We start from the raw sequence: 25,874 nt of genomic DNA on the forward strand, positions 1-25,874 counted from the left end.
TGTCGGCTGCAACGCGTGCGCGTGCTACCATTTCTTCGATCATCTGGATCTGCTCTGGGGTTACTTCTTTTGCCATAACAATAAATCTCCTTTACACTATATTGTTTTTTCTCGCGAAAGCAGTGTGCCTGGCGGCCATGTCTGTATGGCCAATCGGCGGCTGCCCGCGGGGTCAAATGCTCCGTAATTTGCTGTGGGATATTTGACCTTTTACCTCGTCCTTACGGTAATTTCAGTATATATGCCGTGGCCTCAAAAGTCTAATACCGGAATTCTCTCATGTCCATAGAGAATTTCTATAATAGAAAAGAACCCTTGTTTTACAAGGGTTCCCTGTTGAATCAGTGCCTGAATTGTCTTCGGATTTCTTCCCCGATTCCCTCTGCATCCAGTCCGTATTTTTTTAGAAGTTCTCCGGCGGGGCCGGACTCTCCGAATGTATCACGGATGCCGATTTTGTGGACCGGAACGGGGTATTGTTCCGACAGCGCCTCGCAGACGGCGCTGCCCAGGCCGCCGATGATGGAATGTTCCTCCACCGTGACGATCCTTCCGGTCTTTTTTGCCTCCTTTAACAGCAGTTCTTCATCGATGGGTTTGATTGTGTGGATATTCACCACCTCCGCGCTGATGCCCTCTTTTGCAAGCATTTTTGCCGCTTCCAGGCAGGCGGGAACGCACAGGCCGGTGGTCACGATCGTCAGATCGGTCCCCTCCCGCAGCACGATTCCTTTTCCCAGTTCAAACCGGTAACCGGCGTTTTCGTTAATAACCGGAACGGGAAGGCGGCCGAACCGCAGGTACACCGGGCCGTCATGCTCATAGGCGGCCTTCACCGCCGCTCTCGCCTCCACATCGTCGGCTGGGCAGATGACGGTCATTCCCGGGATTGTCCTCATCAGAGCGATATCCTCGTTGCACTGGTGGGTAGCCCCGTCCTCCCCAACGGAGATTCCGGCATGGGTGGCTGCAATTTTCACATTGAGATGGGGGTAACCCACGGAGTTTCTGACCTGCTCAAAGGCGCGGCCTGCCGCAAACATGGCAAAAGAGCTGGCAAAAGGCACTTTACCCGACGCCGCAAGTCCGGCTGCAATCCCAATCATATTACATTCCGCAATTCCGCAGTCGATGTGGCGTTCGGGAAAAGCGCTGCGGAAAATCGCGGTCTTCGTTGCCTCCGCCAGATCGGCATCCAGCACAACCAGATCCTCATGCAGTTTTCCAAGCTCCGCCAGGGCGTTGCCGTAGCTCTCCCTGGTTGCAATCTTTTTATTCTCCATCTTTGCATCCCTCCCTTTCAAGTTTTTCCCCGAGACTTTCCAGTTCCTCCATGGCGGTCTTATATTCCGCGTCATTCGGGGCCTTGCCGTGCCAGGACGCTTTATCCTCCATAAAGGAAATTCCTTTTCCCTTAATGGTTTCCGCGATAATCGCGGTCGGTTTACCGGTCACCGTCCGGGCCTCCCGGAACGCGCTCCTCAGCTTTTCCATATCATTTCCGTCGTCTACACAGATGACATGGAAATGAAACGCCTCAAATTTCTTATCAATCGGATAGGCGGAACAGACTTCTTCGAGGGAGCCGTCTATCTGGAGATTATTGTTGTCCACAATCACCACAAGGTTGTCAAGTTCCCGGAACCCGGCGAACATGGCGGCCTCCCAGACCTGGCCCTCCTGAAGCTCCCCGTCTCCCAGAAGCGCATACACCCGGTGGGATTTGCCGTCCATCTTAGCGGCCAGCGCCATTCCTACCGCCGCCGAGATTCCCTGTCCCAGGGAACCGCTGGACATGTCGACGCCGTTTATGTGTTTCATATCGGGATGCCCCTGGAGATAGGAGCCGGTGTGGCGCAGCGTCACCAGATCCTCCTTTGGGATATATCCTCTTTCCGCTAAAGCCGCATACAGCCCCGGCGCATTGTGTCCTTTGGACAGTACGAAACGGTCCCTGCCCTCCCAGTCCGGCCGGGAGGGATCAATATTCATCTCCTCAAAATACAGATAAGTCAGAATGTCCGCGGCCGAAAGGGAACCGCCCGGATGGCCGGACTTTGCCGCGTGTACGGAAGTTAGGATTCCTTTTCTGACTTCATTTGCCGTTGTTTTAAGCTTCAATAGATTCATAGAAAAACTCCTTTTCTGAAAAGAGCCTGCTCCTTAATCCATTAACGGCAGGGCGCAGGCTCTCTTATCACTTACTGTCTTCTTTAAACTTCTCAATTCCCGCATCGGTCAGAGGATGTTTCACCATCTGCATGAGGACCTTATACGGCACGGTGGCGATGTCGCCTCCCGCCTTTGCACACTCAATAATGTGCAGCGGATGTCTCGTGGACGCGCAGATAATCTCCGTACTGATGTCCGGGTAATTGCCGAATATCTGCGTAATATCATAAATCAGGTCTGTACCGCAGGTGGAAATGTCGTCCAGTCTTCCGAGGAAAGGAGACACATAGGATGCGCCCGCCCGGGCGGCCAGAAGAGCCTGGCTGGCGGTGAAAATGAGGGTCACATTCGTTCTGATTCCTTCCGCCGAAAGCGATTTCACCGCCTTAAGTCCCTCCGCCGTCATCGGAATTTTGACGACCATATTAGGGTGGATTTTGGCAATCTCCCTGCCCTGTGCAATCATTTCCTCCGCTTTTTCCGCATCCGCCTTCACTTCCCCGGATACGGGACCGTCCACAATTTCCGTAATCTCCTTGATTACCTCAGAGAAGTCGCGGCCTTCCTTTGCGATCAGGGACGGATTTGTCGTCACTCCGCAGATAATTCCCATCTCATTAGCTTCCCTGATCTCGTCTACGTTAGCCGTATCTATAAAAAATTTCATACTGTCCTCCCTTAGAAATGCTGCCTTTAGAACTCACCGTTTCTCTTCATCAGAGACCGTTCGCCGCAAGGTATTTTTTCGCCGTCTCCAGGCAGCGGCCCGCGTGTCCCAGCTTACCTCTAACCTCCATCTCGGCGGCGTTGGGCAGTTCGATGGCATAGTACGGGATATTGGCGATTCCATGCAGCATTCCGGCGATATCAATCTCTCCCTCTCCGACGTACAGACGTCCGGAACGGGCTACGCCGGTCATATCGGGATGGTCTAACGGAGGGATAAATCCGGGTCCGTCACACAGATGGACAAAGCCGAACCGCTCTGCCGGTATCTCTTTCAGCATTTCCTGCGTCACACCGGCTCTGTGGGCATGGAGCGTATCCACCATAAGCTTTAAATTGGGACGCTTCAGAATATCCATTACCTCCAGAGATTCTTCGAGAGTCCGTACATTGGCAAATGCCATAAATTCCAGGTTCACAAGCAGATCATACTTTGCAGCCATATCACATATCATTTCAAGCTGACGAAGAGCCGCTTCCCGATCCAGGGTCCAGACACTGGAAATCACGTATTTTGCCCCCAGCTCGGCGGCTTTCTCAAAGTCCGCCTCGTAGGAGGCCACATCAAGTCCGTCTCCCACGCGCGCCAGCTCAATATCCATCAGGCGCACTCCGGTTCGTTCAAGGGCCGCCCTGACATTTTTAAAAATCACCTCATTTGCCAGCCTGAAGTCAGGCTCCCCCGGCATTTTCATTGAGATCGGGCGCAGACTGACTCCCTCGTAGCCGCATCGGGCTGCGATTTCTACCTGATCGGCCGGGTGGGTACCCGGCACGGTCAGATAAGATAAAGAAAATAAATTTTTCATCGTTTACCTCCGTTTCATGCAATTATGCATCATGAGATTTCGAATGGCTTGGCGCTACATAACGGCCGTTCTCTTTCTTAATCAGTTTTCCTTCTTTAACGAGTGCGTTCGGCGTATAAATATCGTTGATATTCCAGCAGCCCGGCGTCGGCACTACGATGTTCTCCATTGGAGCCTCCACTAAGAACGGGCGGCCCGCCTTATTGGCTTCGATGGCCTTTTCCATGGCCGGTTTGAATTCTTCCGCAGAATTAATGCAGATGGACTCGATTCCGTAGCTCTTTGCCACGTCCGCCCAGGAAATGGTGTAACGCTCTCCGTCGGCTTTATAGAATACCGTACCGAATTTTGTTTTATAATTGGCATTTTCAAGTCCTGCGATTGTACCGAAGGCCGAGTTATTCATAACCACCCAGGTGCAGGCGATTCCCTGCTCTACCGCAGTGGCCAGACAGGACGGATTGATGCCGAAACCGCCGTCTCCGGTCAGGTTAAGGACAATTTTGTCGGGAGCAGCCAGTTTGCCGCCCAGTACAGCCGACGGGCCGAATCCCATGGTAGCCAGACCGGATGAGTGGTGGATGGCTCCCGGACGCGTAATGTCGAATTCCTGTGCAACGCCGTTCTTGTTCCAGCCTACATCGGTAAAGATCACTGCATCCTCCGGAATCACTTCCTTGACGTCCTTAAGGATTCTCTGAGGCGTCATCGGGAAACGGTTATCACTTGAAATCGATGCATTGGACTGTTTGAACTCTGCCTTGGCCCTGGCAATTCTGGCCCGGAGTTCCGGATTGCTTCGTCCTTCCGGACAAATCTTTTTCACTTCTTCAAGGATCTGGGCAAGACCAATCTTTAAGTCTCCCATGGCTCCGATTTCTACCGGATAGTTGCGTCCGATCTCCATCGGGTCGATGTCAATCTGTAAAAAGGTGGTCTTATCAGGGTCGAATGTGACTCCCTGATACCAGCTTGAACTGTCGGCCTCGCCGAATCTGGTGCCGAGGCCCAGGATTACATCGGCATTCGTGGTCAGTGAGTGGGTGAATTCAAGGCCCCAGAAACCGGTCTGTCCAATCATCAGCGGGTGCAAGTCGGATAAGCAGCCCTGTCCTGCCAGTGTACGCGATACCGGAATGTCCATGAACTCAGCCAGAGCAGCCAGTTCCTCGGATGCCTGGGATAAAAGGATTCCGCCGCCTGCATGGAGAACCGGGTTCTTTGCCTCCACCAGTTTCTTTGCGATTGCCTTTGCAGCCGCAGGATCCAGGGCGGGACGCATGGTTACGAGATTTCCTTTGTAGGTGCGTGCCCAAAGTTCCTCATCCATCTCTCTTGAGAACATATCCATCGGAACGTCCACAAGGACAGGTCCCGGACGGCCGGACTCGGCCAGGCGGAATGCCTTTTCGAGAATGTCGGGAAGCGCTTCCACATCATCCACTCTCCAGGCGCGCTTTACAACCGGCTCCAGCAGTTTGTACTGGTCGCCGTCGGCATGCATCTGCACTTCCTGGTGAGGATGGCGGCCATAGTAGTAGCTCGGCACATCACCGGCAATAACTACCATGGGGATGGAATCCAGCGAGGCATTGGCAACGCCTGTGATTACATTGGTAAGACCAGGCCCCAGATGGCACATTACCACCGATGCCTTATGTGTCACACGGGCATAACCGTCTGCGGCCGTGGAGGCCACGCTCTCATGTCTTGTTCCTATGTACTGGATTTTCTCGCTGCGGGACAGTGCGTCCAGCATTCCGATTACGGTATGGCCGCAAAGACCGAATAACTTAGTAACGCCTCTGCGTTCCAGATAATCTACTAATAAATCAGATACTAATTTGCTGCTCATTTTAATCTCCTCCGTTTACTCTTTTATGTCCGATTTCATACTTAATGTCTGGTTCTATTCTTGATGTCTGGTTCTGTTCTTAATGTCTGGTTCTATTCTTGATGTCTGGTTCTGTTCTTAATGTCCGGTTCTATTCTTGATGTCCGGTTCTATTCTTAATGTCCGGTTCTATTCTTAACGCCCGGTTTTATCCTTATTTTTCTGCCGCAATTTCATTCAGCTTTTCGGCAATTCTTCCGTATCCCGAGAAAAAGCTGCACAGTAAGGGGGTTTTTACGTCTTTTAAGTCGGGCAGCAGCGCGCGCATGGACACCTGGGCCATTACGATGGCGTCGTACCCCATTTTATCCAGCTCTCTGATGTTTTCCATCAGTATGCGGTTGTGCTCTTCCGGATGTCCTGCCTGAAGGGCATCCCAGGCGGCGTTCTGCAGATACTGTGTGCAATCCATCTTTTTGCCCTGTGCCGCGCCTGTCTTTTCAATCAGTCTCTGGCTCGGACCGAGCGTTGTTTCCACCGTGGCAATCAGGGCAATCTTCGTTCCCAGACTTACCGCCTCCTCAGCCATCGGCAGATCCACCTTCATAACGGGGACATTCACTTCTTTCTCATAGATGTCGGCCACCTCTCCCACCGTGGAGCAGGAGTTGACGATTAAATCCGCTCCGGAGATTTCCGCCGCTTTTGCGTAGAGAGTCATCCTGTCGATTACCGCCTGGCTTGGCCCTCCGTTTGCACGGACATCATTCAGCAGGGTGCTGTCGGTGATAAATTCCACCCTCACTCCCGGGACTTTTTCCTTCAGGAATGCGATGGTATCCTCCCGTTTGGCAAAACTGGTCTGTAAAATACATACATGTGGGGATTTCATAATTACCTGTCCTTTCCCGGCCGGGTTTACCGCGCCGTCTATCTTTTTCTGGCGATTAGCGCCTTTGCCTTTGCCACGATGGAATCCACATCCATGCCGTGGTCACGGTAAAGCAGCTCCGGATCGCCGGATTCACCGAATTTATCCTGGACGCCGATCCTCTGCATCGGAACCGGTTCCTGTTCCACCAGCACTTCCGCCACCGCGGAACCAAGGCCGCCGAAAATGGTATGGTCCTCGATTGTCATGACCGCTCCGGTCTCCCGCGCCGCCTTTATTACCGCCTCATTGTCTAACGGTTTAATGGATGCCATGTCGAGCACCCTCACAAGGATTCCCTGCTCCTTTAAAACAGCGGCCGCATCCAGCGCTTTTTTAAGCAGTATTCCGGAGACTATCATTGTCATATCGTTTCCGTAATCCACTACGGTGCGCGCCTTGCCCCATTCAAACTCATAGGAGGCCGGGTCATAGATGTCTTCCACCGGATTGCGGTGCAGCCTGACATAGAGGGGGCCGGTAAAATCTACCGCCGCATGGGCCAGGGCTTTTGCGGATACCGCGTCGGCCGGCTGAACCACGGTCATGTTCGGGAAGGACCGCATGATGGACACGTCCTCAATCGCCGCATGGGTAGCGCCGTCGCCGCCGACCTGAAGTCCCGTATGGGTTCCTATCACGGTCACATTCAGATTCGGGTAGCACACGAAGGTTCTTACCTGCTCACAGGCCCTCATGGAAGCGAATACCGCGAATGTTGCAAGGAACACCTTGTTTCCGCAGGCTGCCAGTCCGGCTGCGCCCCCCACCATATTTTGTTCGGCAATGCCGAACGAGAACTCCCTCTCGGGAAAGTATTTTCCGAATTTCTCCAGGCCGCATGCCTTGGTGTCGGCGTTGCAGACTACGAAGTTTTCGTTTGTTTTTGCGATTTCTATCAGTTCATGGCCGAATGCCATTCTGGTTGCAAGTGTCTTTGCCATCACACAACACCTCCTTCCTCTATCTCTGAGATTGCCTTTACAAGCTGTTCGTCATCGGGCGCCGCTCCATGCCATGCCGAGTCGTCTTCCATGAAGGAGACGCCCTTGCCCTTGACGGTGCGCATCAGGATGACCGTAGGGTTCCTCATGGTCTTTGCCGTGTGGAGCGCCGTAAGCACATCTTTCATATTGTGTCCGTTTACTTCCACAACCCTCCAGCCGAAGGAGCGCCATTTGTCTCCCAGAGGCTCAACGGTCATGATGTCGTTCACCCAGCCGTTAATCTGGACTCCGTTGCAGTCCACAATCGCCACCAGGTTTTTGAGGTTATGGTGGCTGGCCGCCATCGCAGCCTCCCAGACCATGCCCTCCTGTATCTCTCCGTCACCCAGCATGACATAGGTCATGTAATCCTGGTGGTGGAGCCTGGCCGAAAGAGCCATTCCCACGCCTGCCGACAGGCCGTTTCCAAGGGAACCTGCCGTCATGTCGATGCCCGGCACCTTATTCATGTCCGGATGTCCCTGAAGAATGGAGTGATACTGACGCAGCGTGTTCAGTATCGCCGGGTCAAAGAATCCGCGGCGTGCCAGGGCTGCATACAGTACCGGGCAGGAGTGGCCTTTGGAAAGGATGAAACGATCCCGGTCTGCGAAGTCCGGCTCCTCCGGTTTAATATTCATTACATGAAAATACAGGGCTGTTACCATTTCCACCGCCGACAGGGAACCTCCCGGATGACCGGCTTTTGCAGAATGTATCATTGAAATGATATCCTGCCTGAGCTGTACCGCCTGTTTCTCCAGGCGTTCTACATCACGCTCTGTGAAATAATTGCGATTTTCCATAATTAATCCTTCCTATCCTAAAATATATAAAATCTTATGTTTTCTGGACTTTCAGGTTCCTCCCGGGTGGCAGCCTTTTTAGTTCAGTTCCTGTTTCTGACTTGATCTTACTACAGCCGCTCAGAAAGATCCAATTCTTCTTCCTGACAGTTACTATCACTAAAAATGATAGTAATGTTGTCCGTTTGATTTTTTTATAATATAATAAGGCCAGAAGTAAAGAGCCGGGAGGAATTCCAATGGAATTATATACAATGAACTATGTTCTGGCCGTGGCGGACTGCGGGAATTTTTCCCTGGCCGCCCAGGCCTGCCATGTGGGACAGCCCGCACTGTCCCAGCAGATTGCAAAACTGGAACGTGAGCTGGGTCTGCCCCTGTTTTACCGCAATTCCCGTGGCGCCACGCTCACCGATGCGGGTAAGGAATTTGTCCTGCGCGCGCGTGAGATTGTGCAGCGCACCGAGGCCCTGGAAGCCGAGATGGCATTCTATGCCGGTCTTCACAAGGGCAGCCTGACCCTGGGGATCATCACCAGCCTGCAGTGCATTGATTTTGGGGAGATGCTGTCGTCCTTCTGCTATAACTACCCCGATATTTCGGTAAATATTATCCAGGAGGGAACCCACCGCCTTGTGGACCTGCTGCTGGAACGCAAAATTGATCTGGCCTTTTTAAACAGGCCGCTGACGGAACTGCCGCAAAGCCTCGATTTCGCCAAACTGGGCGAGGACTGCTACTCTCTGGCCGTTCCCAGCCGCCATCCGCTGGCAGGCAGGAAAACGGTGAGCTTAAAGGAACTTAAGGATGAGCACTTTATTTTCCACCAGAGCGGACAGGTTGCCTCGGAGCTGTGCCTCCTTGCCTGCCGGAACGCCGGATTTGAACCCGATATCGTCTGCCGCTCCGGCAGCCCCACCACCGGACTTTACATGGTCCAGGGCGGTCTCGGCGTGGCCTTCCTTCCGTCCGAAGAATTTCTGTCCCGTACTCTGTCGGGTGTCGTAGAACTGAAAATAGAGGAAAAGATCACAAAAGAAGTGGGGATCGCCTGGCGCAGGGATGCGTCGTCGCCTCTCCTGGACGCTGCCGTGCGGTTCGCAAAGGGGTGGGTCAGCGGCTGACGGGGGAGAACTTGCCCGTCAAACAACGAAAAGCATGCTTCACGAACTTTTCATTGCCACTCAATTAAAAGATGCTCCCGTCCATACAGGTAACTGTTATAGTAAAACATACCTGTATGGATGGGAGCATTCTATATTCCAATCCTTATTTTTAGCTTTTTGATCCTTGTATTGCTTTCCGTATTCTATTCTCTGCTATCCGCTTTCTATCCTCTGCTTTCGGCTTTTTTCCTCTGTTTTCGGCTTTTTTCCTCTGTTTTCGGCTTTTGATTCTTTTCCTTCCTGACGTTATTCTTTTAAATTATACTTTTTAATTCTCCGGTAAACGGTCGCCCTGCTGACGCCCAGCTCGGCCGCCGCCTTCAGCCGTCCCTCCTCGCTCCATCCAAAGCGCTCCAGCGCCTTCTTAAGCTGCACGGCTTCTTCGGGCAGGGATGTGGATGAAGGTAAGGTGAACGACAGGGCGGAGGCTCCCGGCACAGGAACTGCCTTAAATCCGTCCGGAAGTATCCGGCGCGCCGCAGTGATCAGCGATTCCGGAAGATCCTGCAGGCCAATCTGGCTGCCCTCGCACATGCAGACCGCATATTCCATCGTGTTCTGCAATTCCCTGATGTTGCCCCTCCACGGATAGGAAAGGAACAGGGACTGCACCTCTTCGCTCAGTCCGCCTATCTCCTTGTGGAATGCCTGGTTATATTTGCGGAGCATATGCCCCGACAGATATAGCACATCCTTGCCCCGTTCCCTCAGGGGAGGGATCTTAAGTGAAATCACGTTCAGGCGGTGGAACAAATCCTCGCGGAACGTACCACGCTCCACCAGCTCTTCCAGCGGCCGGTTGGTGGCGGCTATGATACGCAGATCAACGGGAATGGGCCGTGAACCGCCCAGGGGTTCTATCTCATGGGTTTCCAGCGCGCGAAGGAGTTTCTGCTGAAGATACAGGGGCATGTTTTCCACCTCGTCTAGAAACAGGGTGCCGCGGTCGGCGGAAAGGAAACGGCCCTGCTTGTCCGTGGAAGCTCCCGTAAATGCACCCTTTTTATAGCCGAATAACTCACTCTCAATCAACTGCTCCGGGACCGCCCCGCAGTTGATTGCCACAAACGGCCCGGAACTCCTGGGACTCAGCTCATGGATTCCCCTGGAAAAGAGTTCCTTTCCCGTTTCCGTCTCGCCGGTCAGCAGAACCGTGGACGAATACCTGGCCAGTTTCGCAGCCTTCTGCTTAAACTGGATAAAGGACGGATCCTCCGACAGAATACGGGAAAACGGTTCGGCCGGGGGCAGGGAATTCTGTGGGACGATGATGGTCCGCGTCACCGGCGGCTTGCTGCTTCGAAACTGCATGTAACCGCTCAGAAGCTCCACAAAGGAGTCTGTAAACTGAGCCATCTCCTCAAAGCGGCTGCTCAATAATTCCGCCTGTGTTTCATTGGTAGCCGTAACGCCGAAGATTCCCACCGGCTCGTCGTTCACCCAGATTGAGGCGTGGACGGAGGCCATCCAGGGGCACTTGTGAAAGCGCGGACAGTTGCGGCAGCGCTCGTCACTTCCCGGATGGTGGATGATGGTACGCCTCTCCTTCTGCTGGTAAAGGGCGCGGTTTAAAACACCGTTCGGGGTCAGATAACAGCCTACCAGAGGCCGGGCATATCCGGTGCAGGCCACCCTTCTCAGGTTTTTATCAATAAATTCGATATCCAGGTTCAGGGCACTTGAAGTGTTGTCAGCTAAAATCTGAAGTTCATTTTGTATTCCACTAAGCAAAGTATTCAAACAGCAGCCTCCTTTCAGTGAGACACGATATGTCATGAGATATCACTCCGTACTCAAATGACACGTACAAGGGTGATAAATCACCCTATTTACAGTAATTATCACATAAGACACGGGGTTTTACAACCGATTTATGGCATCCAAATGGTTAATTTTTCCTATTTCACCCCTGAGGGGCATTTTGGCACGGAAGTTGCTTATTAATAAAGTGCCATGGCAAGTTAATTAACTAAAAGGAGGGTTACAATGAGTTTTTGGGATGTTATATTGGACTTCGGCCTGATGAGTGCCCTGATACTTCTGGGACAGCTGCTGAGGGCAAAGGTGAAAATTCTTCAGGAGCTTTTTATTCCGGCATCACTGACGGCAGGCGTACTTGGACTGATCTTCGGGCCAAACGGCCTTGGGATAATTCCATTTTCCTCCGCCTTCGGTTCCTACTCCGGCGCACTGATTGTCCTGGTGTTCGCAGCGCTACCGCTGTCACAGGAAAACGTCAAAAAAGAGAAAAGCAGTTCCGGCGTCATCCAGATGTGGAGTTTCCAATTGGTGACTTACCTGGGGCAGCATCTGTGGGCAATGGTTTTAGGCCTTCTGCTGTTCGTTCCTGTTTTTGGCACTCACCCGGGCTTTGGCTACATGCTCCCCACAGGCTTTGTAGGCGGCCACGGAACGGCTGCCGCGGTTGGAGATTCCTTTGCCGGAATGGGCTGGGAGGATGCCGGAGCCTTAGGCATGACTTCCGCTACGGTGGGAATTCTGTCGGGACTGATTGGCGGAATTATTTTAATTAAACTGGCCACGAAAAAAGGCTATACAAACTATATTACAGATTTTGTCAAACTCCCCGAGAGCTTCCGTACCGGACTGATCCCGGAGCAGGAACGGGAAGTGATGGGCCGGGAGTCCTTCTCAACCATCTCGGTAGATCCGCTGGCAGTCCATACCGCCCTTCTCTTCGTGGTGGCCTACGGAGCAAAAAAAATCGCCGATTTTGTCCTGTACCTGAATCCGAAGCTGAGCCTGCCGATCTTTTCCCTGGCGGTGCTGGTCGGTTTCATCGTCATGAAACTGATGCGGCTTGGAGGAGCCGATAAATATGTGGACCGGAGGGTAATTACGCGTCTCAGCAGTACATTTACCGATTATCTGGTTGGTTTCGGCGTGGCCTCCATCCAGCTCGGCATAGTGGTTAAATATGCGGTGCCCCTGGCTATTCTGTTCACCTGCGGCATCCTGTTCAACATATTTGTAGCCGTATGGCTGGCACCCAGGATGTTTACCAAGGACTGGTTTGAAAAGGGAATCTTTACCTACGGATGGGCCTCGGGAGTTACGGCAATCGGTATTACGGTTCTCAGGATCTGCGATCCGAACTTTAAGAGCGGCACCCTGGATGATTTCTCGCTCTCTTACCTGTTTGGAAATATGTGGGCGGAGCTGACCGTCGTGACGATGGGACCGATTCTAATCGCCACGGGACTCGCGGTGCCTTATACGCTGGCCCTGGCGGGAGCCTTCGTGATAGTTCTGCTGGTTACGTGGAAACTGAAAGGATTTCATAAGAGCGTTCGGAAATCTAATGCCTGAAATCAAAACAAATAATGATTTAATAAATAAAGGAGGATTTTTATTATGAGCAGCACAAAAATTGATTTTTTGTATCTGGATGAGCAGGAGATGATTAAAGCCGGTGTAAAGGACATGCATGAATGTGTCGGCGTGATGGAGGAAGTGTTTACCCTGCTGGGACAGGGAGACTATGTCATGGGCGGAAGAAACCACAATTCCCACGGCATCCTGATTTCATTCCCGGATGAGCCGCAGTTCCCAAATATGCCTAAGAACGGACCAGACCGCCGTTTTATGGCGATGACGACCTATCTGGGAGGCCGTTTCCATGTTGCAGGAGAAAAATGGTATGGCTCCAATAAGGCAAACCTGGAGAAGGGACTCCCCCGCTCCATCCTCATGGTAATGCTCAATGACGCGGATACGGGAGCTCCTCTGGCCCTGATGAGCGCCAACCTGATCAGTGCAATCAGAACGGGAGCAATCCCAGGCGTGGGAGCAAAATACCTTGCCAGAGAAGACGCTAAAACATGCGCCCTGATCGCAGCCGGCGTTATCAGCCGCACCTGTTTTATGTCCCTCATCGACAGCAGGCCGGGAATTGAGAATGTCCGCATCTACGACGTATTCCCGGAACCGGCCGAGCGCCTGGCAAACTTTATCAGAGAGACTTATCCGACGGTTAAAAACGTGGAAATCTGCTCCAGCGTTGAGGACGCTGTCCGCGGAGCCGATATTGTCAATGTCGCGGCTTCGGGAAAAGTTTACCCGCGTATTGAAGAAGACTGGCTGAAACCCGGCGTATTTGTCTCACTCCCAGCCGGTATAGACATGGATTCCGATTTCCTGATCAGCGACCGCTGCCGCCGCGTGGTAGATAACTGGAAGATGTATGAAGCATGGTCCGAAGAGCTTACAACGCCGTATTGGAATATCATGGGACTGATCGGCACCAAATATCTCGATTTAATTGATGAGGGCCTTATTACGAAAAAGCAGATTGACAATCTCGGAGACATCACGGCAGGTAAGATCCCGGGACGTAAGAGCGAGGATGAGAAGATTCTGTTCGGTATGGGCGGTATGCCGGTCTACGACGTGGCCTGGGGATACCAGCTTCTCCAGAATGCAAAAAAACTGGGACTCGGCACTTCGCTGAACCTGTGGGAAAAGCCGGACTTGGCATAAGCGCCCCCACCGCTTGGCCTTAACTATACCGGAACTAATTGAGGGAGCCGCCAAATCACTGAAACTTATGTGATTTGGCGGCTCCCTTTACTTTATTGCTTTATGTGTTTTATTACTTTATGTGTTTTATTACTTTATGTGCTTTATTACCTATTTGCTTTATTCCTCTTTGCTTTATTTCTTATTTCGCATTGTGGGATTTAGCATGGCTTGGAGCTACGAATCTTCCGTGCTCATCCTTCACCAGCTTACCTTCTTTTACAAGGTCGTTCGGGCTGAAGATATCATTGATATTCCAGCAGCCTGGGGTTGGAACTACGATGTTCTCCATCGGAGCCTCTACCAGGAACGGACGTCCTGCCCTGTTGGCTTCTATTGCTTTCTCAAGGGCCGGTTTGAACTCTTCTGCGGAGTTTACACAGATAGACTCTACGCCGTATGCTTTTGCAACGTCGGCCCAGCGTGGTGTGTAGCTCTCACCGTCCGGTGTGTGGAATACGGTACCGAATTTTGTATGGTAGTTGGCATTCTCAAGTCCTGCAATTGTACCGAATGCGGAGTTGTTCATAACAACCCATGTGCAGGCGATATCCTGCTCTACTGCGGTTGCAAGGCAGGTCGGGTTTACGCCGAAGCCGCCGTCGCCGGTCAGTGTGAGGCAGATTTTATCAGGAGCAGCCATCTTGCCGCCGAGTACTGCGGATGCACCGAAGCCCATTGTCGCAAGGCCGGATGAGTGATGGATGGTTCCCGGGATTGTGATATCATACTGCTGTGCAACGCCGTTTTTGTTCCAGCCTACATCGGTGAAGATTACTGCATCCTCCGGGATAACTTCTCTTACATCCTTTAAGATGCGCTGAGGTGTCATTGGGAAACGGCTGTCGTTGGCAATATCTGTTCTGCTTTCCTTGAAAGCTGCCTTTGCCTCGGCAATCTTCGCCCTCAGTTCAGGATTCTTTTTGCCTTCCGGACAAATCTTCTTAACTTCTTCCAGAATCTGTGCCAGACCAATCTTCAGGTCGCCGATGGCGCCGATTTCAACCGGATAGTTGCGGCCGATTTCCAGCGGGTCGATATCAATCTGAAGGAATGTCGTATAATCAGGGTCAAATGTTACGCCGCGGTACCAGCTTGAGCTGTCTGCCTCTGCGAAACGTGTTCCAAGGCCAAGGATGACATCGGCTTTTGTGGTAAGGGAATGTGTGAATTCAAGTCCCCAGAAACCTGTCTGGCCAATCATAAGAGGATGACGGTCTGAGAGACATCCCTGTCCCATCAGTGTACGGGATACCGGAATATCCAGGAACTCAGCCAGGGCAGCCAGTTCTTCGGATGCCTGGGAAAGCAGGATTCCGCCGCCGGCATGAAGTACCGGGTTCTTTGCCTCAACAAGCTTCTTTGCGATGGCTTTTGCGGCTGCCGGATCCAGTGCAGGACGCATGGTCATGTGGCTGTCTTTATAAGTACGATCCCAGAGATAATCTTCCATCTCGCGTGAGAACATATCCATCGGCATGTCAATCAGGACAGGTCCCGGACGGCCGGACTCAGCGAGGCGGAATGCCTTATCCATGATGTCTGGAAGAGCTTCCACATCGTCTACGCGCCAAGCACGTTTTACAACCGGCTCAAGCATCTTGTACTGTGTTGCATCACCGTGCATATTTACTTCCTGATGAGGATGGCGGCCGAAGTAGTAGCTCGGTACATCGCCTGCGATAACGACCATCGGGATAGAGTCAAATGCTGCGTTGGCAACACCGGTCAGCACGTTTGTAAGGCCAGGCCCAAGGTGGCATAAAACAACGGATGCCTTGTGTGTAAGACGGGCATAACCGTCTGCCGCAGTAGACGCCACCGCCTCATGTCTGTTTGAGATATATTTTACTTTATCATTGCGTGACAGAGCGTCCAGCAGACCAATTACCGTATGTCCGCAGAGGCCGAATACATATTTCACATCACGGCGTTCCAGGTAATCTACCATTAAATCGGAAACCAGTTTCTTACTCATAGTTGTTCCTCCATTTAGATTCTTTCTTTTTGTTTACTGCGTGTTATTGTATCTGTTTTTGATTCTTTTTCTATTTTTTGTTTTTTTCTAATTTTTAACTATTTCTTAACACCTTGGATATTATTTAATTTATTTGTAATATCCGGATTTCCTATAACAGCTTCCGCTCCGTCTATATCAGTCCGTGGTGTTCCATATACTGTTCGAACACCTCTCCGCTGCGGATGACATAGTCCCGGAAATACTTGGCTGCCGGAGGGATATACCGCTCCTTATTCCACTGCAGGTACAGCTTACGCTGGGGAATGTCGTTGGCAATGGGCAGAATCTCTGTGTTGTAAGGCGCTCCGGCCAGCGGATATGGTACAATTGCTACCCCGCGTCTGGCTGCCACCATACCGTATATAATCTGATCGCTCAGTGTCTCCATGACAATATTGGGACAGATTCCAAGTTCCCTGAAAATCTCATCCAACTGGTTTCTCAGTTGGCCGCTGGGGTCAAAGGCGATAAAGTTCTCACCGTCCAGCTCCCTCAAATCCACGCTTCCCTCCCCGGCCAGCCGGTGCCCTTCCGGCGCCAGCACCACCAGGCGGTGCGTTCCTATGTAAGCAGCTTCAACCTGCGGATGATTAAGTCTTGTAGAAAGTATCAGGTCGACCGAACCGTCCAGCAGCATGCCGTAGAGTGTTTTCCACCCCTCCTGGCTGTACTGGAACTGTACGCCCAGCCGGTTCGTATCCGACTGGTACCGCACCATGAGATCCGGTGCAAATTGGGCCATCGACGGAAATCCCGCCAGGGATATTGTCCCTTCATTCGGATCAATATACCCTTTTAGCGTGGTAATGCCGTCCTCCAGTGAATTTATAGTCCTTTGAACATATGGCTGGAATATTTCACCATACTTGGTTAATTTGATATTGCGTCCCTGCCGCTCAAACAGCTCTGCCCCAAGTTCATTTTCCAGTTCCTTGATGGCATGGCTTAAGTTTGACTGACTCACGTGCAGCTTTTCCGCCGACCTCGTGTAGTGCTCCAGTTCTGCAATCGTGTTAAAATAATACAGCCACTGCAAATTCATATGTAATCCTCCTAACGCTTTTCTGCATGTTTCCCCGTTCCTATTATCTATAAGTTTCCGGGAAACCGCAACCGTTTTATATATTGGAGGATTCTCTTGCCACCCGCTCTTTGTCAAGCTGGCGCGTCTCCCATGTATTGAGAACTACATCCAGCGATATCAGGAACAGTCCAATGAAAAATGCAGGGGTAAACGTCTCACCCAGAAGCCAGGCTCCTAAAAGCGCTGCAAAAGCAGGCTGTAACGGGTAAAACAGGGAACAGGTGCTCGCCGGCAGCATGGACAGGCATTTTGTCCAGGTATACTGCGCCAGGCCGGAACCTGCAAATCCGAGATAAAGGATTACCGCCACGCTGAGCGGGGTAACCGATATCGGCTGTGTACAAACTGCCACGATTCCCACGGGTATGTGGAAAATCAGGCTGATGGCCATACTGTAGGTGGTCACCAGAACCGCCGGATACTTCGCAGTCAGTCTGCGCATATAAACGGAGGCTGCGGCAAAGGCTACAACTCCCACCAGAACCACGGCGATTCCAAGTGTTTCCCCGTGAGTGGAGGTGCCGCTGGTGATGACAATGGTTCCCGCCAGCGCCAGAACGAGGCACAGGCATTTTACCGGAGTGATTTTTTCCTTGAGGATAAATGCCGCAAGGATGGTCACCGCTACCGGAGTCATTGCATTAATCAGGGCTGCCATCGATGCCCCCGTCAGTGCAATGCCGAGCTGAATCATCTGAATCGTCAGGAAGTAACCGAGTGCACCAACGAGGAAAAAGTACTTCCAGTCTGCGCCGTCTATCTTTGTTTTCAGATGTTTCCGTGACATAAACAGCAGAGGAATCATGGCGGAGACGCACCGTAAACATGCCACCAGGGATGCCGGTATATCGGCTGCAATCATTTTTCCGGTCACATAGATGCTTCCCCAGATGAAGAATGTAAAAAATAGTAATGGAAACGCCTGTTTCTGACTGGTCTGAGCCATATCTGCCTCCTGGTCTTTCCGCCGTCATCTGCGATATAAGGAGTCCCGGGCTGCGGCAGGCCGCCCGCCCGGTGACATCCGTCTGCTTGAATCAGTAACTGCAGCTCTTTATTTTGCTGCGTTTTCCAGAGAATCCTGAAGAGTTGTTCCAAGTCCGCCGCACTGTGTGTCAATGTCGGTGTAGAGTTTCTGAACCGTATCCAGGGCAAGGATTTCATCATAGAAAGCGTTATCATACTCGATGAGTTTCATGCCTTTGTCCTGAAGGGCTTTTTTGTTGTTTGAATCGATATCTGCAAGCTGTGGGCGAAGCTCGGCCATTGCCTCTGAAACGGCCTGGTTGAGAGCTGCCTGGAAAGCAGGATCCAGGGCGTCGTAAGCAGCTTTGTTGATGGACATCTGGTTTGCATAGAGAATATGGTTTGTGCAGGCCAGTACGTTCTGTACTTCGTTCAGGTTAGCGCCCACGATTGTATCGGCCGCATTTTCTTCCGCATCAATTGTTCCGCTCTGCAGTGCAAAGTAAACCTCGGACCATGCAAGTGGTGTCGGCTCTGCGCCGATTGCCGTCCAGAATGCCATATGGTTGCTGTTGTTCATCGTACGAATCTGAAGAGCCTTGAAATCAGCCAGTGTGTTCAGCTCTTTGTTGGCAGTCGTCAGACGGTAAGTTGCGTTCTGAAGAACTCCCAGAAGATGTGTGCCTGCTGCCTCATAAGCCGTGTTCAGTTCCTGACGGAAAGCGGAGTCGCTGCCGTTTAAAACCTTGTCGATTGTATCGCCGTCATATTTGGAGAATACCATAGGAAGGTCGAATACCGCCACGCCCGGTACAAAGGATACAACCGGAGCCGTCTGGCAAACTACAATCTGGATATCGTTGGACTGCTGCTGACGGAGAAGGTCGCCGTCATCGCCCAGCTCACTGTTCGGGAAATATTCGATTGTCAGCTTTCCGCCTGTAATCGTATCTACTTTTTCCGCTACCAGCTCACCGAAAAGCTGTGCTGCCGCGCCTTTACTGCTGTTGTCCGCTGCAATCAGGGATACTGCATCCAGGTCGTCGTAACTTGCTGCATCTGCTGCCGGCGCTGCCGTATCTGCTGCTGCCGCTTCTGTCTTCGCAGCCTCTCCCGCTCCCTGTGTTGCCGCCGGTTCGGAAGTCTTTCCGCCGCCTCCGCAGGCTGTTAATGATGCTGCCATTGCTGTAGCCAGAACCAATGCTGTGATTTTTCTCATTACTATATTCCTCCTTAAATTTGTTTTTCAAGTGTCGGTAAAATATGTATCTTTATTTCTGTATCAATCCGTGAATCCTGTCCTTAGAACATATTTGGAAGGAATGTGGAGAACCACGGTACATATACGATAGCTAACAGGGCAACCAGGAAGGCCAGCATAAATGGAACCGCCTTCTTCGCCACCGCCATCGGCGGCTCTTCCGCAATATTACCTGCCACAAACAGGTCGAGTCCAAAGGGCGGCGTAGCCAGACCGATGGAAAGGCAGCATACCAGAACAACACCGAAGTGTACCGGGTCAACGCCCAGAGCCTGAACGGCCGGAAGCACAACCGGAGCCAGAATGATGATAGCTGGGCCGGTATCCATAACCATGCCGAGAATCAGGAAGATGATAGCCAGTACGGTCAGAATTGCAATACCGGAATGGAAGTTGCCGAGGATAAATGTTTCAACAGCTTTTGTCGCTCTTGTAAGAGAGAGCACACGTCCGAATGCAGTTGCAAATGCAAGTACGAATGCCAGGCCGCCGTATGTCTTAACCGATTCACAGAGGAAAGGAATCAGTTCGTTCACCTTAATGGATTTGTAGATGAACAGGGAAACGATAATCGCATAGAAGACGGAAAGTGTCGCAGCCTCAGTTGGTGTAACAAAACCTGTGTAGATACCGCCGAGAACGATTACCGGGCAAAGCAGAGCCCAGAAGCTGTCTGCAAACAGTTTTCCAAGTCCGGTGGAGCGCAGCTCCTGCATTCTTGCGTTGATTAACTCTCTGTCCTCACCGTGACGGACACAGTAGAATACCGCGTAAATCATCAGGAAGAGACCAATCAGAATACCCGGAAATACGCCGCCCAGGAACAAGTCGCCTGTGGAAACGCCCGTTGCCAGTGAATAAAGTACAAACGGAATGGACGGAGGGATGATAACTCCCAGTCCTCCGGCTACTGCAATCAGGCCGGCGCTCCATTTCTTCTCGTATCCCAAATCCGTAAGGAAAGGAACACACATGGAACCTACGGCTGCAGTTGTAGCCGGACCGGAACCGGAAATGGCTCCGTAAAACAGACAGGTCAGAATTACCGCACAGGGAAGGCCTCCCGGCATTCTGCCTGCAAAATAGGAGAAAAAGTTAAACAGTTTCTTAGAAATACCACCCTTTGCCATGATAACGCCGCCCAGGATGAAGAGGGGAACCGCCAGGATAGGTGTGGAGTTGGCTCCGGCAAATGTATTATTCAGGAGCTGAACAATCGTTCCTCCTTTGCCCATTGTCATAATCGGAGCGATGGAACCAAGAATCATGCTGACGCCGATCGGAATGGAAATCGCAATTCCAATCAAGAATACTATAAATACTAACAGTGCAGCCATCTATTCTTCTCCTCCTTTCGCCAGAGCAGCTTCTTCCGCCGCTTCGAGCATAGTCTGTTCGAGAGTACTTAACTCTTTCTCGTTAAAATTCTTTATATGGAGTACAATCTGCTGAATTCCGCGGAGCACTGCGAGGCAGAAACCAATCAGCATGACACTGTATACAATCCACATGGGCCACAGCATTGCCGGTGACGGCTCGCCGCTGGCCTTAATTGACTGAACAACCGTAACGGAATGGTAGGCCAAAAGGGCCATACTGCCCGTTGTAACGAAATCTACGATTATATTAATTACTTTGTGTACCACATTGGGCATCATATCTAAGAGAACCCCTACCCTCAGCATATTTCCCATCCTGATTGTGTATGGAAGGGAAAGGAACACGCTCCAGATCCAGCAGAACCGGCAAAACTCTTCTGCCCAGGTCAGAGACGGAATCCACGGTGTCTTTCTGATAATAACCTGCAGAAGGCTTACGCAGGAAATTATTACCAGAAGGATGACCAGAAGAAATTCCTCCAGGTGCTCATCCAGCCATTTGACAATTTTCATCTTATACCTCCTCGTTTTTTACATACTCCCGGCCGATTGTAATATCAGCCGTTGCCCTCGGCCACAATTTTCAGCAGCTCCTGGCGCATCACTTCTACCGGGGCTTTTTTATCTGTCCACAGCTCAATCTGAGCCGCGCCCTGATATAATGACATCCCAAGTCCGTTCAGAATCTGGCAGCCTTTCTCTTCGGCATCCAGTAAGAACTGAGTCTTAGCCGGATTGTAACATGCATCAAAGTAGAACTGGCTTGGTTTGATATATTCTTTCGGAAGCAGGCTCTGGCCTTTCGTAGAGCCCATACCGATGCCGCTTGCATTTAATACTACGTCGCAGGCAGCCAGTTTTGAGAAGTCACCGGATGGAACAAACTCTGCAATCGGAGCAAACTTCTCGTTGATGTCGCTTACGAGAGATTTGGCACATTCCTCATAGGCATCCGTGATGTAAATCTTTCTTGCTCCGTGGTAGGCCAGGATGGAACACATTGCCCGTCCTGCTCCTCCTCCGCCGAAGCAGAAGAATACGCACTCGTTCACCTTGATGCCGCCCTCCTCGGTCAGGGAAGTGTAGAAACCCACACCATCCGTATTGTAACCGACAAGCTTGCCTTCCGGCGTTTTTACCACCGTGTTGCTGGAACCCATCTTCTCACATAACGGGTCAAGTTCATCCAGGTACTCAAGCACCTTTACCTTGTTGGGTTTGGTCACCGCCATACCGGCAAAGTTCATATACCGGAGACCGTTCACTACCTCACCCAGATGCTCATTATCAATCTCTGTGTAGAAATAACACATATTCAGCCCGGCTGCCTCGTAGGCTTTATTCTGCATCCTGGCAGCGAAGGACTGGCTTAATGGTGTGCCCAACAGAGTGATCATCTTAGTATCAATATCGATTTTCATACTCTTTCCTTCTTTCATAATCTCGCTAAACACCGTTGTCTTTAAAGGCCTGCCTTCTTAAAAAGTGCTTTCGCATTATCCAGGCACTGTTTTGCGTGGCCTGCCCCGCCGTACTCGGCTATGTATTTTGTATTTGGAAGTTCGATGGAACAGGTGTTGGCCGGAAACGCTTTTAACAGGCCTTCCAGGTCTATCGCACCCTTGCCGCAGTATTCGCGTCCTTCGCGGACAACCTGTGCAATTTCAAGTCCCTGCATATCCTTCGGGCAGTCGCAGAGATGAATCACACCGAAGCGGGCCGGGTCAATTCCCTTAATCTTCTCTGCCGTTACGCCGTCCCAGTGACAGTAAATCATGTCCATCAGGAGCTTCATGTTTGGTGCATTTACCTTATCCTGCATTGCCATTGTGTCATCCAGTGTGGTAAGACCGGATACGATTGGAAATTCCAGGTTAATCGTAAGACCAAACTCCTTTGCCTGTTCGCAGATGCTGCCATACTGCTCTACTGCAAATGCGTGATCCTTTGTCCAAACGCTGGACAGTACGTCGGTGGCTCCCAGTTCGGCGCCGCACTCAAATGCTTTTCTGAAGTCGCAGGGAAGATCCTCACGCACGCGGACAAGTTCAATGTCGAACAGCTTCATATTATAATCCTTAAGAGTCTTTTTGACTTTCTTAAAAAGCTCAGGGTCTTTCTCAAGGCATATCTGCGGCTCTCCGGGTAATCCCATTGGTATGGTGCGAAGACTTACGTAGTCATAACCTGCTTCAGCGGCAATTCTAATCTGGTCCAGCGGCTCCACGCCCGGGATTGTAAGATAGGCCAGGGAAAACTTTCTTTCCATCAATGATTCCTCCTCTTTCTATGTTGATACTTTAGTCATTTCAACCAATTACTTGCTTTCTGTATTTACATTCTATTGGATATTTGCACAAACGTCCAATGGGCAGTTTTCATCGATTTATCAATTTCCTGCATGGTTTCGTCATTTTGTTCACTTTTGTTCATAGAAACTAAGCAAATCATCTAAATTTCAGCCCGAATCATCACTTTTATCAATGATTTGATTCATATTAAGCATTGGATTGAAGGGTAAAACTCCGATATACTGAACTCATAAGGAATCTCAGAGTGATGCAGCGGCATTACCGTACACACCGTACGCAGTCAGAAAGTGGCTGCTTCTTGTCTTGCTGAAAATGATACCTAAAAACGATACATATATTAAAGGAGGAACTATTTTATGAAACTTCCCTCATCAATCACCCTGTGTGAGGTGGGCCTGCGTGACGGCCTTCAGAATGAAAAGTATATTTTAAGCACCGAGCAGAAGCTGGAGCTGCTGCGCGGCCTCATCGATGCAAAATTCCCGGTCATTGAAGTCGGCTCTTTTATGCATCCGAGAGCCGTTCCTCAGATGGCAAACACCGATGAAGTCTTTAAAGCCATCGGAGATGTTCCCGGCGTGGAGCTGCGCGCCCTCATCCCAAACCTGAGAGGAATCCAGAGAGCCATCGACTGCGGCTGTAAAAAGGTGAAGCTCAACGTCTCAGCCAGCCGTCAGCACAACTTAAAAAATCTGAACATGACTCCCGAGGAGAGTGTAGCCGGTTTCGCTTCCTGCGTGGATGCCGCCAATGAAAACGGAATTGAAATTTCCGGTTCCATCTCCATGCCGTTTGCCTCCCCATGGGAAGGACGCATTCCGATCGAGGATGTAGATGCCATCATCGAAGCTTACCTGAAGGTGGGAATCACCGAAATCTCCCTGTCCGATGCCTCCGGCATGGCGGTACCGAACCAGGTTTACGATATCTGCTGCCATGTAAAGGAGAAATATCCTCAGGCAACCTGGTGGCTGCATTTCCACAACACACGCGGCATGGCCATGGCCAACATCCTGGCAGCCATGGAAGCCGGAATGGACCGTTTCGACAGCTCCTTCGGCGGACTCGGCGGATGCCCGTTCGTACCGGGTGCGGCCGGCAACATTTCGACGGAGGACGTGCTCCACATGTGTGAAGAGGCAGACATCGCCACGGGAATCGACATTGCGAAAGTAATTGAACTTTCCAAAAATCTCCGCGAGGTTTTAAACCATGATATGGAAAGCTACATACTGCGCGCCGGAAGGTCCAGGGATCTGATTCAGTCGCAGCAGGTGTGAGGTTAGCGGCAATAAAAAAGGCGCGCTCCTGAGGGAGCGTGCTTTTTTATTGCCGCTAAAGGGGGATGGGATAGGTCTTCAGTCCCGGTATTTAGGGTGTCGTGAGAGGGAATCCGGGAGAAAAAATTCCTGCGGGGACTCGCTCCCGCTTGTGGAATGCGCAGCGAGTGCTAGCTTCGTGTAAAACCTCAGCAAGCACCGGCGGATTCCAAGGTCCCCTTCGGAAAGTTTTCTCCCTCCTTCCCTGGGCAGGGGATCGGCGGGGCTGAAGACTCACAACCTTCCTCTCACCATCCCGCCCCCGACCGTTCCGGCGCGTTCTCATTTCTCAATTAAAGGGTATATTGAACGTCTTCCCGCGTTCTGATATAATGAAATTAATAAATACTTCTGCGCTCCACATACCCTGAACCGTTCTTATTTTAAGGCCGGTTTTTAACCGCATCCCCTTGTCAGGAGGCTGAATCTATGAAAATGAGGACCTGTATCCGAAAGCCGGGACGGCTGCGCACGGCAAGTGCTGCAATCGTACCGGGAACTGTGACGTCGTTTACATCCCTTCCCCTGTTTCTGTTTATTTTTGTATTTACTCTTTTCTGCTCTTTCCCATCCGCCGCGGCTAACATAAACGACCCGTCACCGGAATCTTTTATTGACGGTGTTTCGCTGCAAAAGAAAGTGATCGTGGACACGGACGGATTGCGGATCACTGCCGATCATCTGGAGATTACGGAGGATACCTTCGACTCCTCTTACAAGGTGTCCGTCATCTTCCGTGTGGAAAACCGTTCTTCGCAGAATGTTCATCTCATGACTTCTTCTTTGGGATGTTATGTAAATGGTCAGCAGGTGGGCGGAGGCAGTGAGATGCTGGACATTCCCAAAGGTGAAACACAGTCTCCCGCTCTCGTCACCCTGACCCCATCTTCCCTGGCCGGAAGCGGTATCCGGTATATCAGTACGATTGAAAATTCACTGTTTGTCCGTATCGGTGAATCCGGCGGAAGTTCTACCCGTTTGCTGAGTGAAAAATATACGCTGGAGACTGATTCCACGCGCTCTGATGAGCCCGTGGTTCCTTTCGCAGGCTCCTGCCTCCTTGACGGGGACGGAATCAAAATTTATGCAGTGACGGAAGAAATCAACAGCAGGAATGCCGGGAAGTTATTTCTGCTCCGGGTGGAGAATTATTCCGGGCATTATCTGGAATTAAAAGCGCCTCTGGGCATGATGTACGGCGGCTCACTGAAGGCCGTCATCGGTCCCAACAAATACAGCGAGGTATCCCTGCCCGACGGTAAGACCGCCACCCTCACTTATTTTCCTGAGCTGGGATTCCGTTCCGACGGCTCCGGCCCCTCGCAGTTTGAACTGAATATCCAGGCGGAATTCTTTGACTTACTGGAAGAAAAGACTTCCATCGGCACAAAGACATACGGGCCGTTCCGGTTCCGGTACTGATTGTCCCGGCAAAGCCCCCTAAATAAGCACAGCCCCGGCAGAATTAAACAATTCTGCCGGGGCCGGCTTCTTTAGGGGGAATTATATCAAATAAGATACGCCTGCCGCAAAGCTGCTTTCCGGAATGCACATTTCCTCCGGC

23 protein-coding genes are annotated in these 25,874 nt (G+C 51.3%); 6 read left to right on the top strand and 17 right to left on the bottom strand.

Annotated features, from left to right (window positions below):
* Positions 1-187, top strand: a 187-nt coding sequence (locus QZT18_RS11395; RefSeq protein WP_294148131.1) for a hypothetical protein, incomplete at its 5' end; no start/stop codon positions are given.
* Between the two features lie 154 nt (positions 188-341).
* Here the strand turns inward: QZT18_RS11395 and QZT18_RS11400 are convergent.
* The 8 genes from QZT18_RS11400 to QZT18_RS11435 all read right to left on the bottom strand — a co-directional run bounded on the left by QZT18_RS11400 (position 342) and on the right by QZT18_RS11435 (position 8,264).
* Positions 342-1,283 (bottom strand): transketolase family protein, encoded by a 942-nt coding sequence (locus QZT18_RS11400; protein ID WP_294148132.1) that lies wholly within the window; start codon positions 1,281-1,283, stop codon positions 342-344.
* Positions 1,273-2,130 carry a transketolase gene (locus QZT18_RS11405; protein ID WP_294148133.1) on the bottom strand — a complete coding sequence of 286 codons (858 nt, stop codon included), beginning with the start codon at positions 2,128-2,130 and terminating at the stop codon, positions 1,273-1,275. The genes QZT18_RS11400 and QZT18_RS11405 overlap by 11 nt, the downstream gene beginning before the upstream one ends.
* A 67-nt stretch (positions 2,131-2,197) precedes the next feature.
* Positions 2,198-2,839, bottom strand: coding sequence for a fructose-6-phosphate aldolase (fsa, locus tag QZT18_RS11410; RefSeq protein ID WP_294148134.1), 642 nt, complete (start codon positions 2,837-2,839; stop codon positions 2,198-2,200).
* A gap of 49 nt (positions 2,840-2,888) precedes the next feature.
* Positions 2,889-3,707: a sugar phosphate isomerase/epimerase gene (locus tag QZT18_RS11415; protein ID WP_294148135.1), complete on the bottom strand. Its 819-nt coding sequence runs from the start codon at positions 3,705-3,707 to the stop codon at positions 2,889-2,891.
* 22 nt (positions 3,708-3,729) lie between these two features.
* Positions 3,730-5,562 (bottom strand): thiamine pyrophosphate-binding protein, encoded by a 1,833-nt coding sequence (locus QZT18_RS11420; RefSeq protein ID WP_294148136.1) that lies wholly within the window; start codon positions 5,560-5,562, stop codon positions 3,730-3,732.
* A gap of 193 nt (positions 5,563-5,755) precedes the next feature.
* Positions 5,756-6,433 (bottom strand): aspartate/glutamate racemase family protein, encoded by a 678-nt coding sequence (locus tag QZT18_RS11425; RefSeq protein ID WP_294148137.1) that lies wholly within the window; start codon positions 6,431-6,433, stop codon positions 5,756-5,758.
* 38 nt (positions 6,434-6,471) lie between these two features.
* Positions 6,472-7,416 (bottom strand): transketolase family protein, encoded by a 945-nt coding sequence (locus tag QZT18_RS11430; RefSeq protein WP_294148138.1) that lies wholly within the window; start codon positions 7,414-7,416, stop codon positions 6,472-6,474.
* Entirely contained in the window at positions 7,416-8,264 is an 849-nt protein-coding gene (locus tag QZT18_RS11435) for a transketolase (RefSeq protein WP_294148139.1), read from the bottom strand. The genes QZT18_RS11430 and QZT18_RS11435 overlap by 1 nt, the downstream gene beginning before the upstream one ends.
* Positions 8,265-8,503: 239 nt before the next feature.
* Here QZT18_RS11435 and QZT18_RS11440 point away from each other — a divergent pair, with 239 nt between their 5' ends.
* Positions 8,504-9,388 carry a LysR family transcriptional regulator gene (locus tag QZT18_RS11440; protein ID WP_125141354.1) on the top strand — a complete coding sequence of 295 codons (885 nt, stop codon included), beginning with the start codon at positions 8,504-8,506 and terminating at the stop codon, positions 9,386-9,388.
* 288 nt (positions 9,389-9,676) lie between these two features.
* On the opposite strand, the gene QZT18_RS11445 is transcribed toward QZT18_RS11440, so the two are convergent.
* The gene (locus tag QZT18_RS11445; RefSeq protein WP_294148140.1) at positions 9,677-11,170 is read right to left on the bottom strand and encodes a sigma-54-dependent Fis family transcriptional regulator; all 1,494 of its coding nucleotides are present in this window, start codon (positions 11,168-11,170) and stop codon (positions 9,677-9,679) included.
* A gap of 246 nt (positions 11,171-11,416) precedes the next feature.
* Here QZT18_RS11445 and QZT18_RS11450 point away from each other — a divergent pair, with 246 nt between their 5' ends.
* Together QZT18_RS11450 and QZT18_RS11455 are read left to right on the top strand one after the other, a co-directional pair.
* Complete coding sequence (locus tag QZT18_RS11450) at positions 11,417-12,760, top strand: sodium/glutamate symporter (RefSeq protein ID WP_294148141.1); 1,344 nt, start codon at positions 11,417-11,419, stop codon at positions 12,758-12,760.
* Between the two features lie 45 nt (positions 12,761-12,805).
* Entirely contained in the window at positions 12,806-13,930 is a 1,125-nt protein-coding gene (locus QZT18_RS11455) for a tyramine oxidase subunit B (protein ID WP_294148142.1), read from the top strand.
* 181 nt (positions 13,931-14,111) lie between these two features.
* On the opposite strand, the gene QZT18_RS11460 is transcribed toward QZT18_RS11455, so the two are convergent.
* The 8 genes from QZT18_RS11460 to QZT18_RS11495 all read right to left on the bottom strand — a co-directional run bounded on the left by QZT18_RS11460 (position 14,112) and on the right by QZT18_RS11495 (position 22,948).
* Positions 14,112-15,947, bottom strand: coding sequence for a thiamine pyrophosphate-binding protein (locus QZT18_RS11460; RefSeq protein ID WP_294148143.1), 1,836 nt, complete (start codon positions 15,945-15,947; stop codon positions 14,112-14,114).
* A 172-nt stretch (positions 15,948-16,119) separates the two neighbouring features.
* Complete coding sequence (locus QZT18_RS11465) at positions 16,120-17,031, bottom strand: LysR family transcriptional regulator (protein ID WP_294148144.1); 912 nt, start codon at positions 17,029-17,031, stop codon at positions 16,120-16,122.
* A gap of 76 nt (positions 17,032-17,107) precedes the next feature.
* A complete protein-coding gene (locus tag QZT18_RS11470) occupies positions 17,108-18,019 on the bottom strand; it encodes a DMT family transporter (protein WP_294148145.1) in 912 nt (303 codons plus the stop codon).
* Between the two features lie 108 nt (positions 18,020-18,127).
* Entirely contained in the window at positions 18,128-19,258 is a 1,131-nt protein-coding gene (locus QZT18_RS11475; RefSeq protein WP_294148146.1) for a TRAP transporter substrate-binding protein, read from the bottom strand.
* An 83-nt stretch (positions 19,259-19,341) separates the two neighbouring features.
* Complete coding sequence (locus QZT18_RS11480) at positions 19,342-20,637, bottom strand: TRAP transporter large permease (protein WP_294148147.1); 1,296 nt, start codon at positions 20,635-20,637, stop codon at positions 19,342-19,344.
* Entirely contained in the window at positions 20,638-21,192 is a 555-nt protein-coding gene (locus QZT18_RS11485; RefSeq protein ID WP_294148148.1) for a TRAP transporter small permease, read from the bottom strand.
* Between the two features lie 44 nt (positions 21,193-21,236).
* A complete protein-coding gene (locus QZT18_RS11490) occupies positions 21,237-22,100 on the bottom strand; it encodes a shikimate dehydrogenase (protein WP_294148149.1) in 864 nt (287 codons plus the stop codon).
* Between the two features lie 41 nt (positions 22,101-22,141).
* The gene (locus QZT18_RS11495; RefSeq protein WP_294148150.1) at positions 22,142-22,948 is read right to left on the bottom strand and encodes a sugar phosphate isomerase/epimerase; all 807 of its coding nucleotides are present in this window, start codon (positions 22,946-22,948) and stop codon (positions 22,142-22,144) included.
* A gap of 399 nt (positions 22,949-23,347) precedes the next feature.
* Here QZT18_RS11495 and QZT18_RS11500 point away from each other — a divergent pair, with 399 nt between their 5' ends.
* Both QZT18_RS11500 and QZT18_RS11505 read left to right on the top strand, forming a co-directional pair.
* Positions 23,348-24,271 (top strand): hydroxymethylglutaryl-CoA lyase, encoded by a 924-nt coding sequence (locus QZT18_RS11500; RefSeq protein ID WP_294148151.1) that lies wholly within the window; start codon positions 23,348-23,350, stop codon positions 24,269-24,271.
* Positions 24,272-24,739: 468 nt separating this feature from the next.
* On the top strand, positions 24,740-25,732 hold the full coding sequence (locus tag QZT18_RS11505) for a hypothetical protein (protein ID WP_294148152.1): 993 nt from the start codon (positions 24,740-24,742) through the stop codon (positions 25,730-25,732).
* Positions 25,733-25,874: the final 142 nt, after the last annotated feature.

It is taken from the genome of uncultured Clostridium sp., from assembly GCF_900547735.1.
Lineage (GTDB): Bacteria > Bacillota > Clostridia > Lachnospirales > Lachnospiraceae > Otoolea.

Coding starts and splice junctions, on each gene's coding strand:
- QZT18_RS11405 (WP_294148133.1), bottom strand. CDS start 2,130: ATGAATCTATTGAAGCTTAAAACAACGGCAAATGAAGTCAGAAAAGGA.
- QZT18_RS11425 (WP_294148137.1), bottom strand. CDS start 6,433: ATGAAATCCCCACATGTATGTATTTTACAGACCAGTTTTGCCAAACGG.
- QZT18_RS11505 (WP_294148152.1), top strand. CDS start 24,740: ATGAAAATGAGGACCTGTATCCGAAAGCCGGGACGGCTGCGCACGGCA.
- QZT18_RS11440 (WP_125141354.1), top strand. CDS start 8,504: ATGGAATTATATACAATGAACTATGTTCTGGCCGTGGCGGACTGCGGG.
- QZT18_RS11450 (WP_294148141.1), top strand. CDS start 11,417: ATGAGTTTTTGGGATGTTATATTGGACTTCGGCCTGATGAGTGCCCTG.
- QZT18_RS11460 (WP_294148143.1), bottom strand. CDS start 15,947: ATGAGTAAGAAACTGGTTTCCGATTTAATGGTAGATTACCTGGAACGC.
- QZT18_RS11470 (WP_294148145.1), bottom strand. CDS start 18,019: ATGGCTCAGACCAGTCAGAAACAGGCGTTTCCATTACTATTTTTTACA.
- QZT18_RS11455 (WP_294148142.1), top strand. CDS start 12,806: ATGAGCAGCACAAAAATTGATTTTTTGTATCTGGATGAGCAGGAGATG.
- QZT18_RS11485 (WP_294148148.1), bottom strand. CDS start 21,192: ATGAAAATTGTCAAATGGCTGGATGAGCACCTGGAGGAATTTCTTCTG.
- QZT18_RS11420 (WP_294148136.1), bottom strand. CDS start 5,562: ATGAGCAGCAAATTAGTATCTGATTTATTAGTAGATTATCTGGAACGC.
- QZT18_RS11500 (WP_294148151.1), top strand. CDS start 23,348: ATGAAACTTCCCTCATCAATCACCCTGTGTGAGGTGGGCCTGCGTGAC.
- QZT18_RS11415 (WP_294148135.1), bottom strand. CDS start 3,707: ATGAAAAATTTATTTTCTTTATCTTATCTGACCGTGCCGGGTACCCAC.
- QZT18_RS11475 (WP_294148146.1), bottom strand. CDS start 19,258: ATGAGAAAAATCACAGCATTGGTTCTGGCTACAGCAATGGCAGCATCA.
- QZT18_RS11480 (WP_294148147.1), bottom strand. CDS start 20,637: ATGGCTGCACTGTTAGTATTTATAGTATTCTTGATTGGAATTGCGATT.
- fsa (WP_294148134.1), bottom strand. CDS start 2,839: ATGAAATTTTTTATAGATACGGCTAACGTAGACGAGATCAGGGAAGCT.
- QZT18_RS11490 (WP_294148149.1), bottom strand. CDS start 22,100: ATGAAAATCGATATTGATACTAAGATGATCACTCTGTTGGGCACACCA.
- QZT18_RS11495 (WP_294148150.1), bottom strand. CDS start 22,948: ATGGAAAGAAAGTTTTCCCTGGCCTATCTTACAATCCCGGGCGTGGAG.
- QZT18_RS11400 (WP_294148132.1), bottom strand. CDS start 1,283: ATGGAGAATAAAAAGATTGCAACCAGGGAGAGCTACGGCAACGCCCTG.
- QZT18_RS11435 (WP_294148139.1), bottom strand. CDS start 8,264: ATGGAAAATCGCAATTATTTCACAGAGCGTGATGTAGAACGCCTGGAG.
- QZT18_RS11430 (WP_294148138.1), bottom strand. CDS start 7,416: ATGGCAAAGACACTTGCAACCAGAATGGCATTCGGCCATGAACTGATA.
- QZT18_RS11465 (WP_294148144.1), bottom strand. CDS start 17,031: ATGAATTTGCAGTGGCTGTATTATTTTAACACGATTGCAGAACTGGAG.